Here is a 14,052-nt window from a genome sequence, read left to right as displayed (position 1 = left end):
TGTTCCGGCGTTTGTTCGACAGGTAGAATCGCGACATATTTTTGATATCAGGACAATGGCACATGTTTTTTCGCCTACTCACCAGCGCCGTGACGCTGGTGGTGTGCAGTACAGCGTTGGCACAGGCCCCGTTGGTCAGCCCGGCTATTTCCTATACGCGGGATATTCAGCCGATCCTCACCGAAAAATGCGTTGCCTGTCACGCCTGCAATGATGCGGCCTGCCAGCTCAACCTCGGCAGTGCAGAGGGCGCGACCCGCGGTGCCAGCAAGGTACCGGTCTACAAGGGCGACCGGGTGGATGCCGTGGCACCAACGCGGATTTTCTACGATGCCAGCGGCCCCAATGAATGGCGCAACAAGGGCTTTTACTCGGTACTCGACGCCCAGGGCGCTCAAGCAGCCCTGATGGCCCGCATGCTGGAGCTGGGGCATAGCACGCCGTTGACCCCGAATGCCAAATTGCCCGAAGACATCGTCCTGGGCCTGAACCGTGAAAACGTCTGCCCGGCGCCAGGTGAGTTCAATGCCTATGCCCAGAGCCATCCCAAGGAGGGTATGCCGCTGGCCGTTACCGGCCTGACCGACCAGCAATACAGCACAGTGCAGACCTGGCTGGCGCAGGGCGCTAAAGTTGATCAGCAGGCCATCAAGCCCACAGCGGTCGAGGCTGCGCAAATTGCCGAGTGGGAAGAGCTGTTCAACCGTCCGGGTTCTACCGAAGCACTGGTGGCGCGCTGGTTGTACGAGCATCTGTTTCTTGCCCATACCTTTTTTGACAACGGTGTGCCGGGGCATTATTTCCAATGGGTGCGCTCGCGCACGCCCAGCGGGCAACCTGTCGACCTGATCGCCACCCGTCGCCCCAACGATGACCCGGGCACGGCGTTTTACTATCGCTTGCAGCCGGTGCAGGGCGTGATCGTGCACAAGACCCATATCACCTACCCGATGGGGGCGCATAAGCTGGCGCGGGTCAAGCAGCTGTTCTACAGCGGCGACTGGCATGCCACCAAACTGCCGGGTTACGGGCCACGCGGGCGTGCCAATCCGTTTGAAACCTTTGAGGCTATCCCGGCAGTCGCGCGCTATCAATTTATGCTCGATAACGCTGAATACTTTGTGCGCACCTTTATCCGCGGGCCGGTATGCCGTGGTCAAATTGCCACCGATGTAATCCGCGACAACTTCTGGACCGTGTTTCAGGAGCCTGCCCGGGACCGTTATGTCACCGACGCGGTGTATCGCGGCCTGGCAACGCCCTTGCTGGCAATGCCCGGGCAGATCGACGACGTTGGCAGCGTTATTTCGCTGTGGCACAACTACCGCGACAAGCGTAACGACTATGAAAAGCTGCGGCAAAAGGCCTATGCCGATATGCCGCCTCCAAGCTGGTCGACCCTGTGGGCGGGCAACGATAACGCCTTGCTCACGGTATTCCGCCACTTTGACAGCGCCAGTGTCAGCAAGGGCCTGATCGGCGAGATCCCGCAAACCATGTGGCTGTTCGACTACCCGTTGCTGGAGCGCACCTACTACCAGTTGGCAGTCAACTTCGACGTATTCGGCAATGTCTCGCACCAGGCTCAGACCCGTCTGTACTTTGACTTGATCCGCAACGGTGCCGAAGTCAACTTCCTGCGCCTGATGCCCGCCGATTCCAGAGCGTCGATCCTCAGCGACTGGTATCAGAACAGCGGCAAGCTGAAGATGTGGATGGACTACCAGAAAATTGACACAGACACCCCGACCGGCATGAAGCTCGATCCGGCCGACCCCAAGCGTGACTTCGCCCTCAAGCTGATTGAGCGCACCGGCACCCTGAATGCGCGCCCCGACCCGATCAACCGCTGCTCGGGTGCATACTGCTCACGGCCCAATATTGCGCAGGAATTCAAATACGCCGAGCAAGCGCTCAGCCGTTTGACCTCGCGGCCTGCTGCCGGGCTGGACGTGATCAATCAATTGCCTGAAGCCACCATGCTGCGTATCGAAGGTGCAGACGGCAAGCGCGAGATGTACAGCATGTTGCGCAACCGTGCTCACACCAACGTGGCCTTTATGCTGGGCGAGGAGTACCGCCTTGAGCCGGGGCTGGACACCTTGACCATCTACCCGGGAGTGCTGAGCAGCTACCCCAATTTCATGTTCAACATCCCTGCGGATCAGGTCGAAGCCTTTGTCGAGGCCATGGAGCAATGCAAGGATCAGGCAACGTTCGACACCATCGTCGAGCGTTGGGGCATCCGCCGCAGCCACCCGCAGTTTTGGCAGTACTTCCATGATATAGGCCAGTACATCAATGAAACCGACCCGGTTGAAGCGGGCGTACTGGACATGAACCGCTACGAAAACCTGTAAAGGGGCGGTTGAAATTGAACGAATGGGACGCAGCTTTCCTGACAAAAATACTAGGACTTTGTCAGGCGCGCCGATTGGCGTAAACTGCGTCCCATGTCTGCGAGGAGATTCCATGAGCGCCATAACGATTACCGACGCTGCCCACGATTACCTGGCTGATCTGCTGTCCAAGCAGAACACCCCGGGTATCGGTATCCGCGTTTTTATCACCCAACCCGGTACTCAGTACGCTGAAACCTGCATTGCCTACTGCAAGCCGGCTGAAGTCAAACCTGAAGACACCGCCATTGGCCTGAAAAGCTTCACGGCCTGGATCGATTCTTTCAGTGAACCGTTCCTGGACGATGCCGTGGTGGACTACGCAACGGACCGTATGGGTGGTCAGCTGACCATCAAGGCGCCAAACGCCAAAGTGCCGATGGTCAACGCCGACAGCCCGATCAACGAGCGCATCAACTACTACCTGCAAACCGAGATCAATCCCGGTTTGGCCAGCCACGGTGGTCAGGTCAGCCTGATCGAAGTGGTTGAAGATGGTATCGCGGTGCTCAAGTTCGGTGGCGGTTGCCAGGGCTGCGGCCAGGCGGACGTGACCTTGCGTGAAGGCATCGAGCGCACCTTGCTGGAGCGTGTGCCGGAGCTCAAAGGCGTACGTGACGTGACCGACCACTCGCAGAAAGAAAACGCCTACTACTAACAGGGCGTTCGCTGCGAAGCTGAAGAAAAAACGGTGCCCCGTGAGCACCGTTTTTTTATGGTTGTTTAAAAGCCCTCAGGCCGCACTCAAGGTCGATACAAGTGTGCATGCCCCGCCCGGTACAGCGACGACTCGGCGAAACTGTCATTGGCCAGCACCCGGCCCACCAGAATCAGCGCGGTACGCCGGAAGCCCTTGGCCTGAACCTTGGCCGCAATATCCGCCAGCGTACCTTGCACCCAGTCCTGATCTGGCCAACTGGCACGGTGAATCACGGCAATAGGGCAGTCGCTACCGTAATGCGGGATCAGCTCGGCAACGATTTTGTCCAGATTCTTGACCCCCAGATGAATCGCCATGGTTGCCTTGTGCTGTGCCAGGCTGGCCAGTTCTTCGCCGGCGGGCATCACGGTTTTCTCCGCATAGCGGGTCAGGATCACGGTCTGGGAAATATCAGGCAGGGTCAGTTCCGCCCCCAAAATGGCTGCGCAGGCCGCCGTGGCTGTCACTCCCGGAATGATTTCAAAAGCGATGCCCAGCTCGCGCAGGCAGCGTATCTGTTCACCAATCGCGCCATACAGGCTCGGGTCGCCGGAGTGTACGCGGGCCACATCCTGGCCTTTGGCGTCGGCCACCTTGATCAGCTCGATGATCTGTTCAAGGTGTAGCTCGGCGCTATTGATCACTTGCTCGGCCTGGTGGCCTGTCAGGACCGCTTGCGGCACCAGTGAACCTGCATAAATGATCAGCGGGCAGCTGCGAATCAGGCGCTGGCCCTTGACAGTAATCAGCTCTGGATCGCCGGGCCCGGCGCCGATGAAATAAACGGTCATGGCAGTCTCTTGAAAAGGTCGAGATAGAGCTGTTCGTGAACAACGCTCATAGTGAGGCGGGGGATTATCGCGGGTTTTACCGGGCGCAGGCTAACGCAAAGGTGGCCATGGAGGTTTTTTTACGTGTGATCAACAAAGTCGCCGGTGCCCCGGCCAGCTGTGTGGCCAGGGCCAGGGCAGCACTTTCGGCAATGCCAAAACAACCGGTTTGAGCGAACGCGGTAGCCGAGTGATGGCTGAGCCGGGGTGAAAACTCGGCCATTTGCGCGGCGCTGAACAGTTCCAGTTCGAGGTTTAGCTCTGTTGCCAGTTGCAGCAGCCCGGGCTCGTGGCGCTTGAGGTCAATACTGGCCAGGGCACGGATCGCACTCAGTGCAATGCCGGCCTGGCTCAGGCTGTCTTCGATCAACGCCAATAGCGCTTGTGCGCTGCAACCCCGGCGACAACCCAGGCCAATCACCAGGCTTGGCGCTGCGCCGGTCGCTGTCATGCCGAGTACTGACCTTCAGGCTTGCGGCGGAACAGCCAGGCGCTGATCACGCCCAGGGCCAGCCAGAAGGCCAGGTTGGTCAGTTGCGCGGCAAGCTTGAACTGCGACTCCAGTGCCTCAGGTGCCAGGCTTGAATGCACCAGCGGCTGCGGCGCGCCAAAGAGATGCGGCACCAGCACAATCGCCACACCCAGCACTTTGAGTGCCCAATGCTTGCCAAATACCAGCAAGGCAATGGCCACGGCCGTCGAGGCTGCAGTGCTGACCCACCAGAGCTGGCGTTGCAACAGATCCGCCGCGGCAGTGCCCGGCAGTTCAGGCGGCAAGCCCATGGTCGGTGCCAGGCAGAACACGGCATAGCCGGCCAGGCCCCAGAGCAGGCCCTGGGATGTGCGGGCGGGTGCGCGCAGGGTGTACAGGCCCGCCAGCATCAGGGCAAAACCGACGGCGACCACGAGGTTGCCACCGGTTGTCGACAGTACACGTTGCCAGCCATCTTCCGGCTCCCAGGCCTCGGCGTCATGCTCATGTGCAGGCATGGCCATGTCGGCATGTTCGTGCACTTCGCTAGCTGCGGGCTTTTCGTAGGTTTCGGCCTGCAGAATCAGCGGGGCAACCCAAAAGCTTTGCAGCAGGGTCAGCAGCAGGGCGGAAAGCAGGCCGGTAAAGCCTGCCGTTCGAGCGATACGCGTGATCATGGCAGGCAGTCTCAATGGCACGGAAAGGCGGAGCTGTGACGGGTGTCATGAGCTGCGTTGTGCACGGCATCGATATGCGAAAAACCGGCGAAGTAAACGAGGAAAGCGCCCAGTACGGCAGCGCCGACAGCGGCCACGATACGTTGGCTTTGGGTGGTGCTACTCGCAGCGGAGTGGGTACGGCTGGTGCTGATGGACATGGCGCTTGCCTCGGGTCGGACGACGGGCAGCAAAGCGCAAGAAAACCCCGCGAACGAAGCTCGCAGGGTTTAACAGCGCCCGCCCACCGCGGGTTTGTTATTCGAAATAATCAGGCCGGTCTCCGGGCTTGCGAGGGGGTCATGGGCTGAACCTGCAAACATCTCCTTCCCATGCCAGTGGCACAGTGGACGTGATGTTTCTCTCGCTTACCGTTGCGGGGGCAGCGCCGGACTTGTCAGGGCAAAAGCCTGACGCACCGGTTTCCCGTTTCACCCTGTGAAGGGCACCTGATACAAGATGTGTAGGAAACCACAGCCCTGTGGGGCCGTCAATTGCAGAGGTATGCCTGGCTTTTGATTTTCATGTGTGTGGCTTGCCTGCGATGCGGGTAACGCGGTCTTTCAGGGGCACCGCAGTGACGCGATCGCGAGCAAGCCCGCTCCCACAGACTTCTCATGCATTGATCAGCATGCTTTTGACTTTTGCGCGCAGTTGGTCAATGGAGAAAGGCTTGCCGATCACCGCCATGCCTTCTGCAATCTCCAGGGTCTCGGCGTAGCCGCTGGCAAACAGCACTGGCAATGTCTGGCGCAGTTCGCGGGCCTTGGCAGCCAGTGTGCGGCCGTCCATTCCCGGCAGGCCAACGTCGGTCATCAGCAGGTCAATGTTGCGGGCTGTGTCCTCAAGCAGTTCCAGAGCGCGCTCGCTGCCATCGGCTTCAAGCACGCTGAACTCCAGTTCTTGCAGTACATCAACGATCAGCATGCGAACAATGGCGTCGTCTTCGACCACAAGGATGGTGGAGGGTGTTGCGGACATAATCATGATCTCGATAAAAATTTAAGCGCAGTTGCCACAGCGAGTAAGCATAGCCTTCACCTGCCTCCCTATGTGTGTAAAAACGTATTTAAAGGTAAGAAATTAGAACTATTGCTCGATAATCCGGCAAACTCCAGTTTTTTATGACTGTCACGGGCCTGAAAATGAACGCACCTGCATCAATCGACGAGCGAAGCTTTCGCAAGCTCCTGAGTCGCAACGTCGGTTTGCCTTTGGCCGTCGGTGTGCTCAGTGCTGCATTGTTTGTGGTTATGGTCAGCTATTTGCTGTCGGTGATCAGGTGGGTCGAGCACAGTGATCGGGTCATCAGCAATGCCAATGACGCGGTGCGCCTGACGGTCGACCTCGAAACCGGCATGCGCGGTTTTCTCATCACCGGTGATGAGCATTTCCTCGACCCCTATGCCGTCGCCAAGCCGCAAATCAATGTGCAATTAAAAGGTTTGCAGGAGCTGGTCAGCGATAACCCCCAGCAGATTGACCGCCTCAAGCGTCTTGAAGCGTTGCAGGATGAGTGGAATGTCTACGCACAGTCGATGGTCGACCTGCGCCGCCAGGACGGTGACTACCGTTCGGCAGTGCAGGCCGGACGCGGCAAGCGCCTGAGTGATGAAATCCGTAAGGAATATGACGATTTTATTCAAATGGAGCAGCAACTGCGCATGGCGCGCAGTGAAGACGTCAGCCGTACCACGATTATCTGTATCGCCCTGTACCTGTGTTTTGTACTGGGCTTGAGCGGCTTTCTGGCCTATGTAGGGCGTCGAGATTTAATAGAGCTTTCAAATAGTTACAACAATGTCTTCGAGTCGCAGATCAAGACTGCGCAGCGCCTGGAGCAGCAGGCGTGGTTACGCAACGGTCAGACTGAACTGGCCGAACAGGTGCTGGGGCGTCTGACCCTGAATATGCTGGGGCGCAATATCCTGCAATTCTGCGCCCAGTATCTGGGGTCGGTGGTGGCGGCGGTTTACGTGCGTGAAGATCATGGCGGCCTGAAGCGTGTGGCCAGCTACGGTTTTTCCCGTGAGCAAGAGGTACAGGACCAGCTGATTCACAACGACGAAGGCATCGTCGGGCAGGCCGCGCAGCAGGACAAGCTGATTCGTCTGGACAATGTGCCTGCCGACTACAGCCTCAAAGTAACCTCCGGGCTGGGCCAGGGCAGCCCGCACAGTGTGCTGGTGGTACCGACCAGTGATGATGACCGGGTCAACGGGGTGATTGAGCTGGGGTTTCTGCGCCCGCTGAGCGCGCGCGATATCGAGCTGTTCGAACTGATTGCCGACAATATCGGCACTTCGATCGAAGCTGCCCGCTATCGTCAGCGCCTGCAGGAAGTGCTGGCCGAAACCCAGCAGCTCAACGAGGAGCTGCAAGTCCAGCAGGAAGAATTGAAAACCGCCAACGAAGAACTCGAAGAGCAGTCGCGCATCCTCAAAGAGTCGCAAACCAGCCTCGAAACCCAGCAGGCGGAACTTGAGCAGACCAACGAAGAGCTGGCTGGCCAGCGTGACGCGATGGATCGCAAGAACACCGAGCTGAACCGGGTCCAGATCCAGCTTGAAGACCGCGCGGATGAGTTGCAGCGCTCCAGCAAGTACAAGTCGGAGTTCCTCGCCAACATGTCCCATGAGCTGCGCACGCCGTTGAACAGCTCGCTGATTCTGGCCAAGCTGCTGTCCGAGAACCCGCAGCAAAACCTTAGCGCAGAGCAGGTGAAGTTTGCCGAGTCGATTTACTCGGCGGGCAATGACCTGCTCAACCTGATCAACGACATTCTGGATATTTCCAAGGTCGAAGCCGGCAAGCTTGAAGTGCGCCCCGAGAACACCAGCGTCGGGCGTGTGGTTGAAGGCTTGCGCGGGATGTTTCAGCCACTGGCAGGTGAAAAAATCCTGGGCTTTGACGTGCAAGTTCAACCCGGCACGCCGCCGATGATCTACACCGACAGTCAGCGTCTGGAGCAAATCCTGAAAAACCTGCTGTCCAATGCGGTCAAATTCACCGAGAAAGGCCAGGTCAGCCTGGTCGTGTCCCGTGAGCCGGGAGAAGGAGTGGCCTTTGCTGTGACCGATTCGGGCATAGGCATCGCCGCGGATCAGCAGGAAAGCATTTTCGAAGCCTTCCGCCAGGCTGATGGCACCAGCAACCGCCGCTACGGCGGAACTGGCCTGGGCCTGTCGATTTCCCGCGACCTGGCGACCTTGCTCGGTGGTTCGATCACGGTCAGCAGCGAGCCGGGGCAGGGCAGCACCTTTACCCTGGTGCTGCCGGAGCAATATGTGGAGTCGGCCGAGGAGTTGGCGCAACTGTCCGCCACTGCCGCGCCACGGCCAGCACCCGCGGCCCTCAGGTCTCAGCCGTTACCCGTCGTTGTGCCACCGGTAGAGATTGCGCGCTTTATGGATGATCGCGAGCAGGCGCCGTTTGCCACGCGTTGCATCCTGGTAATTGAAGATGAGCCCAACTTTGCGCATATCCTCTTCGATCTTGCACATGAACTCGGCTATCGTTGCCTGGTCGCCCACGGTGCCGACGAAGGTTTCAGCCTGGCCGCACAGTTTATTCCCGATGCCATCCTGCTGGACATGCGCCTGCCGGACCACTCGGGGCTCACCGTGTTGCAGCGCCTCAAGGCCCTTGCGCCGACCCGGCATATACCGGTGCATGTGATTTCCGTCGAGGATCGGGTCGAGGCCGCGATGCATATGGGCGCGGTGGGCTACGCGGTCAAGCCGACCACCCGTGAAGAGCTGAAAAACGTCTTCGCCCGCCTGGAAGCCAAGCTGACCCAGAAGGTCAAGCGCGTGCTGCTGGTAGAGGACGACGACCTGCAGCGTGACAGCATTGCCCGCCTGATCGGCGACGATGACATTGAAATCACCGCCGTAGGTTTTGCCCAGGAGGCACTGGACCTGCTGCGCGACACGATCTACGACTGCATGATCATCGACCTCAAACTGCCGGACATGCTCGGCAACGACTTGCTCAAGCGCATGTCCACCGAGGAAATCTGCTCGTTCCCGCCGGTTATTGTTTATACGGGGCGTAACCTGACCCGCGATGAAGAGGCTGAACTGCGCAAGTATTCGCGCTCGATCATCATCAAGGGCGCCCGCTCACCGGAGCGCTTGCTCGATGAAGTGACATTATTTCTGCACAAAGTTGAATCTCAGTTGTCCCATGAGCGGCAAACAATGCTCAAGACCGCCCGCAGCCGCGACAAGGTGTTCGAAGGGCGCAAGATTCTGTTGGTGGATGACGATGTCCGCAATATCTTTGCCCTGACCAGCGCACTGGAACAAAAAGGCGCCATTGTGGTGATCGGCCGTAATGGCCGCGAAGCCATCGAACGCCTGGATGAAGTTGAAGACATCGACCTGGTGTTGATGGACGTGATGATGCCGGAAATGGATGGCTACGAGGCCACCGTCGAAATTCGCAAGAACCCGCGCTGGCGCAAGCTGCCAATCATTGCGGTGACGGCCAAGGCGATGAAGGACGATCAGGAGCGTTGCCTGCAGGCAGGCGCCAATGATTACCTGGCCAAACCTATCGATCTGGATCGACTGTTTTCGTTGATCCGGGTCTGGCTACCGAAAATGGAACGACTCTAAGTGCAACGAAACACCGATATCGAGTTACGGTTGCTGATTGAAGCGATCTATCTCAAATACAGTTACGACTTTCGCGATTACTCCGGCGCTTCGATCAAGCGCCGGGTCAATCATGCATTGCGTCAGTTCGATTGCCAGACCATTTCGGCCTTGCAGGAGCGCATCCTGCATGACCCTACGGCCTTTATGCAGTTATTGCAGTTCCTGACCATTCCAGTGAGCGAGATGTTTCGCGATCCGGAACACTTCCTGGCCATTCGCCAGGAGGTGGTGCCCATCCTCAAGACCTACCCGTCGCTGAAAATCTGGATTGCGGGGTGCAGCACCGGTGAGGAGGTTTACTCCATGGCCATCCTGTTGCGCGAAGAAGGCTTGTTGGATCGCACTATCATTTACGCCACTGATATCAACCCGCGGTCTCTGGAAAAAGCCAAGCAGGGGATTTTTTCCCTGGAGAACATTCGCGCCTATACCCACAACTACCAGAAGGCCGGTGGTCAGCGTTCGTTTGCCGATTACTACACCGCCGCCTACGACTACGCGATTTTTGACAAGACGTTGCGTGAGAACGTGACCTTTGCCGACCACAGTCTGGCAACGGACAGCGTGTTTTCAGAAACCAATTTAATTTCATGCCGTAACGTATTGATTTACTTCAATAAAGATTTACAAAACAGAGCCTTTGGCCTGTTTCATGAATCGCTCTGCCACCGTGGCTTTCTGATGCTGGGCAGCAAGGAAACCCTGGATTTTTCGAACTACAGCAAACAGTTCACCCCGGTGCTCAAGCAAGAACGGATCTACCGCAAGCTATGACAGCCCGGCACAGCCTGATGGCTGCACACAGACCAGTAGAAGCCGTGGTGATCGGTGCCTCGGCGGGCGGGGTCGAAGCCTTGCTGGCCCTGCTGGGCGATTTGCGACCTGGCTATTGTCTGCCGATCATCGTGGTGTTGCACTTGCCCGACGAGCGCCGCAGCCAGCTGGCAGAAGTGTTTGCCAAGCGCGTGGCCCTGCCGGTGCGGGAGGTTCAGGACAAGCAGCCGATCGAGCCGGGTACCTTGTATTTTGCCGCGCCCGGCTACCATGTCTCGGTGGAGCAGGATCAGAGTTTTTCCCTGAGCCAGGAGGAGAGGGTGCATTTTTCGCGACCTGCGATTGATTACCTTTTTGAGTCTGCGGCCGACGTGTATCAACAACGCCTGGCCGCGATATTGCTGACAGGTGCCAATCGCGATGGTGCGCTGGGGCTGAGCCAGGTCAAGCAGGCGGGCGGCCTGACCATTATCCAGGACCCGGACGAAGCCCATGTATCGACCATGCCCCGCGCAGCCCTGGAGCTTTTTCAACCGGACTGCATCCTTCCCTTGCGCGGCATTGGCCGTCTGCTTGTCGAGCTGGAACATATCCAATGCTGCTAAATGATATTCAAGCCAAACTGCTGATCGTCGATGATCTGCCGGAAAATCTGCTGGCCCTTGAAGCGCTGATCAAGCGTGAGGATCGCCTCGTCTACAAGGCCCTGTCTGCCGACGAGGCGTTGTCGCTGCTGTTGCAGCACGAGTTCGCAATGGCCATTCTGGATGTGCAGATGCCCGGCATGAACGGTTTTGAACTGGCCGAGATGATGCGTGGTACGGCCAAGACCAAAAACATCCCCATCGTGTTTGTCAGTGCCGCCGGCCGTGAGATGAACTATGCCTTCAAGGGCTACGAAAGCGGTGCGGTAGACTTTCTGCACAAGCCGCTGGATATCCATGCGGTCAAAAGCAAGGTCAGCGTGTTCGTTGAGCTGTATCGTCAGAGCAAGGCCATGAAGCAGCAGGTCGAAGCACTGGAGCAGAGCCGCCGCGAGCAGGAGACCCTGCTGGCGCAGCTCCAGTTGACCCAGGTGGAGCTGGAGCATGCTGTGCGAATGCGTGATGACTTTATGTCGATCGTCTCCCATGAGGTGCGAACGCCGCTCAACGGGCTGATTCTCGAGACCCAGCTGCGCAAGATGCACCTGGCCCGCGACAACGCCGCGGCATTTACCCTGGACAAAATGCAGGCCATGGTCGAGCGTGACGAACGCCAGATCCAGAGCCTGATTCGCTTGATTGAAGACATGCTCGATGTGTCGCGTATTCGCACCGGCAAGCTGTCTATCCGCCCTGCGCCGGTTGATTTGGCCCAGGTCGTTGCACAGTTGCTGGAGAGCTTCTCCGCACAGATCAGCGCAGCGCAATCAAGTGTCAACTTCACGGCGGTGCAGCCGGTGGTGGGGCAGTGGGATGAGTTCCGGATCGAGCAGGTAATCAGCAACCTGCTGACTAATGCCCTACGTTATGGTGCGAAAAAGCCCATTGAGGTATCTGTTTACATTGACGACGATCAAGCCGTGGTCGATGTGCGCGATCAGGGCATCGGCATCAGCGAAGCAAACCAGCAGCGGGTTTTTCAGCAATTCGAACGGGTTTCAGCCAGCCATGTCACTGCAGGTCTAGGCCTGGGGCTGTTTATCTCGGAGCAGATTGTGGCTGCGCACAGCGGCACCATCAGCGTGCAGAGTACATTGGGTGAGGGGGCATTATTCAGGGTTTGCCTGCCGTTGGTACAAAAGACATAAATTGGGCGCAACCTATGACCGCGCCTGGGGTCATACTGGCAGCGATGGCATGAATTAAGGTTTCCTATGAGTGAAGATGCGCAAGATGTTGTTTTGATTGTCGAAGACGATCCTTCAATCCTGATGGTCCTGAGCGCCTATCTGTCGGGCGAGGGCTACAGGGTCTTGCAGGCCGAAAACGGCGAACAGGCGTTCGAGATCCTGGCGAGCAAGCCGCATCTGGACCTTATGGTTACCGACTTCCGTTTGCCGGGGGGGATTTCCGGGGTACAGATCGCCGAGCCTGCGCTCAAGCTGCGCCCGGACCTGAAAGTCATTTTTATCAGCGGTTACCCGGCCGAGATCCGCGACACGGGCAGCCCCATTACCCTGACGGCGCCGATCCTGGCCAAGCCGTTCGACCTCGACACCTTGCAGGCGCAGATCCAGAAGCTGCTGGCCTGAGCATCTGATTCATGCCGAAACCTGTGGGAGCGGGCTTGCTCGCGATGGCATCACCCGCGCCCCTCAGACAGGCCGGCTTGCCTGCATTGCGAGCAAGCCCGCCACTGCAGGTTCAGTGCTTCACAAGCCCTGTTGCAACGCCGGGTCATCCGGGTTTTGCTGCTCCAGTTGCGCGAGCAGCACCTGCACATTCTGCAATTGCCCGGCCTCCTTCCAGTAGCGAATCAACAACACGCGAGCCTTGCGATTGGCAGGCTGGCGTTGCAGCAGCTCTTCGAGCTGACGTTGCGCGGCTTCCAGTTGGTCGAGGTCGTGCAGGGCTGTGGCCAGTTTGTAACGGTAATCACTGTTGTCGGGCTCCAGCTCAACGGCCCTGGCCAGGCCAAGCAGGGCGTACTCGGTCTGGCCGTGATTGAGCAGCCAGATGCCCAGGGCATGCTGCAGATAGGCTGAGTCAGGATGGGCTTGAAGTTGTCTGGCCAGCAATTGCCGGGCCTGGTCGGCTTTACCGCGCTTGTCCAGCAGTTCGATTTGCGCAACGACGGCCTTGAGGTTGTCGGGGTCCAGGCGGGTGACTTGTTCCAGTGCAGCCTGGGCGTCGTCCAGCTGGCCTTCATGCAGGTACAGCCGGGCAAGTTGGCCTTGAGCCTGCGGATCATCGGGGCGGGTCTTGAGGTCGCGTTCGAATTCGTCGACCACTTGCTGCAAGGGGCCGAAGTACAGCCCCTGTTCATCTGGCGACAGACCAAGCAGGGCATTGGCAGCCGCAAAACGCACACTCTGTTCACTGTCATCGAGCAATGGTCCCAGCAATAGCGTGCGCTGGGCGTTGGGCACCAGCCCGGCTATGCTCTGGATCGCGGCTTTGCGTACCAGGGGTGAAGGATTATGCAAATCGGCGTCGGCCAGCTTGAGCGCTTGCGGGCTCGGGTAGTTGGGCAGTTCGGCATGCAGGCCCGCGCGGCGGGTATCGGTCAAGTCGGTGCGAGCCAGTTGCTGGTAAAGCACGCGGGCGGCACCGGGTTTGCCGTTATGGGCCATATCCAGTGCGATGGAGTAGCGCTGGTTTACCGAAGGAGTAGGGGCGGCAGGATCAGGGCGCATCGAATACCAGAGGCCGCCGGCAACAAGTGCTGACACAAGGCTGATTACGAGGTAACGGCGGGGCTGGGTCATCCAATATCCAGAAACAGGCATGCATATGGGTGCAAGAGTGGGTGACTCGGGAGCTTGAGTCAAATCGCCATGGCCACCCTCACCC

General features: G+C 58.5%; 13 protein-coding genes and 1 riboswitch. Of the genes, 7 read left to right on the top strand and 6 right to left on the bottom strand.

Annotation, left to right across the window (positions count from 1 at the left end; translation table 11 throughout):
- The first annotated feature begins 62 nt into the window (after window positions 1–62).
- Window positions 63–2,360, top strand: a complete 2,298-nt coding sequence (locus FHL07_RS02300) for a fatty acid cis/trans isomerase (RefSeq protein ID WP_138738044.1) — start codon at window positions 63–65, stop codon at window positions 2,358–2,360.
- 112 nt (window positions 2,361–2,472) lie between these two features.
- Window positions 2,473–3,057: a Fe-S biogenesis protein NfuA gene (gene nfuA, locus FHL07_RS02295; RefSeq protein WP_016781101.1), complete on the top strand. Its 585-nt coding sequence runs from the start codon at window positions 2,473–2,475 to the stop codon at window positions 3,055–3,057.
- 86 nt (window positions 3,058–3,143) lie between these two features.
- Here the strand turns inward: nfuA and cobM are convergent, their stop codons facing one another.
- The 5 genes from cobM to FHL07_RS02270 all read right to left on the bottom strand — a co-directional run bounded on the left by cobM (window position 3,144) and on the right by FHL07_RS02270 (window position 6,098).
- Window positions 3,144–3,890: a precorrin-4 C(11)-methyltransferase gene (gene cobM / locus FHL07_RS02290; RefSeq protein ID WP_095000399.1), complete on the bottom strand. Its 747-nt coding sequence runs from the start codon at window positions 3,888–3,890 to the stop codon at window positions 3,144–3,146.
- A 76-nt stretch (window positions 3,891–3,966) separates the two neighbouring features.
- Window positions 3,967–4,380: a cobalamin biosynthesis protein gene (locus FHL07_RS02285; RefSeq protein ID WP_095000398.1), complete on the bottom strand. Its 414-nt coding sequence runs from the start codon at window positions 4,378–4,380 to the stop codon at window positions 3,967–3,969.
- Complete coding sequence (locus tag FHL07_RS02280; RefSeq protein WP_138738043.1) at window positions 4,377–5,078, bottom strand: CbtA family protein; 702 nt, start codon at window positions 5,076–5,078, stop codon at window positions 4,377–4,379. Before FHL07_RS02280 ends, FHL07_RS02285 begins: the two co-directional genes overlap by 4 nt.
- 11 nt (window positions 5,079–5,089) lie before the next feature.
- Entirely contained in the window at window positions 5,090–5,278 is a 189-nt protein-coding gene (locus FHL07_RS02275) for a CbtB domain-containing protein (protein WP_095000396.1), read from the bottom strand.
- A gap of 96 nt (window positions 5,279–5,374) precedes the next feature.
- A riboswitch (cobalamin riboswitch) is annotated at window positions 5,375–5,585 on the bottom strand.
- Between the two features lie 147 nt (window positions 5,586–5,732).
- Window positions 5,733–6,098, bottom strand: coding sequence for a response regulator (locus FHL07_RS02270; RefSeq protein ID WP_095024740.1), 366 nt, complete (start codon window positions 6,096–6,098; stop codon window positions 5,733–5,735).
- Window positions 6,099–6,262: 164 nt separating this feature from the next.
- Here FHL07_RS02270 and FHL07_RS02265 point away from each other — a divergent pair, with 164 nt between their 5' ends.
- The 5 genes from FHL07_RS02265 (at window position 6,263) to FHL07_RS02245 (ending at window position 12,791) form a co-directional block, all read left to right on the top strand.
- On the top strand, window positions 6,263–9,739 hold the full coding sequence (locus FHL07_RS02265) for a response regulator (RefSeq protein ID WP_138738042.1): 3,477 nt from the start codon (window positions 6,263–6,265) through the stop codon (window positions 9,737–9,739).
- Complete coding sequence (locus FHL07_RS02260) at window positions 9,740–10,555, top strand: CheR family methyltransferase (RefSeq protein ID WP_095000394.1); 816 nt, start codon at window positions 9,740–9,742, stop codon at window positions 10,553–10,555.
- Window positions 10,556–10,572: 17 nt separating this feature from the next.
- A complete protein-coding gene (locus FHL07_RS02255) occupies window positions 10,573–11,160 on the top strand; it encodes a chemotaxis protein CheB (RefSeq protein ID WP_095000639.1) in 588 nt (195 codons plus the stop codon).
- Window positions 11,154–12,347 carry a hybrid sensor histidine kinase/response regulator gene (locus tag FHL07_RS02250; RefSeq protein ID WP_095000638.1) on the top strand — a complete coding sequence of 398 codons (1,194 nt, stop codon included), beginning with the start codon at window positions 11,154–11,156 and terminating at the stop codon, window positions 12,345–12,347. The genes FHL07_RS02255 and FHL07_RS02250 overlap by 7 nt, the downstream gene beginning before the upstream one ends.
- 66 nt (window positions 12,348–12,413) lie before the next feature.
- Window positions 12,414–12,791: a response regulator gene (locus tag FHL07_RS02245; protein WP_095000393.1), complete on the top strand. Its 378-nt coding sequence runs from the start codon at window positions 12,414–12,416 to the stop codon at window positions 12,789–12,791.
- A gap of 120 nt (window positions 12,792–12,911) precedes the next feature.
- On the opposite strand, the gene FHL07_RS02235 is transcribed toward FHL07_RS02245, so the two are convergent.
- Window positions 12,912–13,967 (bottom strand): tetratricopeptide repeat protein, encoded by a 1,056-nt coding sequence (locus tag FHL07_RS02235; RefSeq protein WP_138738041.1) that lies wholly within the window; start codon window positions 13,965–13,967, stop codon window positions 12,912–12,914.
- Window positions 13,968–14,052 lie beyond the last annotated feature (85 nt).

Origin of the sequence: Pseudomonas sp. FSL W7-0098 (assembly GCF_005930585.1) — a bacterium.
Lineage (GTDB): Bacteria > Pseudomonadota > Gammaproteobacteria > Pseudomonadales > Pseudomonadaceae > Aquipseudomonas > Aquipseudomonas bubulae.
Note: the sequence above shows the minus strand (reverse complement) of the source record. Positions and strands in the feature narration are given on the sequence as shown.

Coding starts and splice junctions, on each gene's coding strand:
- FHL07_RS02300 (WP_138738044.1), top strand. CDS start 63: ATGTTTTTTCGCCTACTCACCAGCGCCGTGACGCTGGTGGTGTGCAGT.
- nfuA (WP_016781101.1), top strand. CDS start 2,473: ATGAGCGCCATAACGATTACCGACGCTGCCCACGATTACCTGGCTGAT.
- cobM (WP_095000399.1), bottom strand. CDS start 3,890: ATGACCGTTTATTTCATCGGCGCCGGGCCCGGCGATCCAGAGCTGATT.
- FHL07_RS02285 (WP_095000398.1), bottom strand. CDS start 4,380: ATGACAGCGACCGGCGCAGCGCCAAGCCTGGTGATTGGCCTGGGTTGT.
- FHL07_RS02280 (WP_138738043.1), bottom strand. CDS start 5,078: ATGATCACGCGTATCGCTCGAACGGCAGGCTTTACCGGCCTGCTTTCC.
- FHL07_RS02275 (WP_095000396.1), bottom strand. CDS start 5,278: ATGTCCATCAGCACCAGCCGTACCCACTCCGCTGCGAGTAGCACCACC.
- FHL07_RS02270 (WP_095024740.1), bottom strand. CDS start 6,098: ATGTCCGCAACACCCTCCACCATCCTTGTGGTCGAAGACGACGCCATT.
- FHL07_RS02265 (WP_138738042.1), top strand. CDS start 6,263: ATGAACGCACCTGCATCAATCGACGAGCGAAGCTTTCGCAAGCTCCTG.
- FHL07_RS02255 (WP_095000639.1), top strand. CDS start 10,573: ATGGCTGCACACAGACCAGTAGAAGCCGTGGTGATCGGTGCCTCGGCG.
- FHL07_RS02245 (WP_095000393.1), top strand. CDS start 12,414: ATGAGTGAAGATGCGCAAGATGTTGTTTTGATTGTCGAAGACGATCCT.
- FHL07_RS02235 (WP_138738041.1), bottom strand. CDS start 13,967: ATGACCCAGCCCCGCCGTTACCTCGTAATCAGCCTTGTGTCAGCACTT.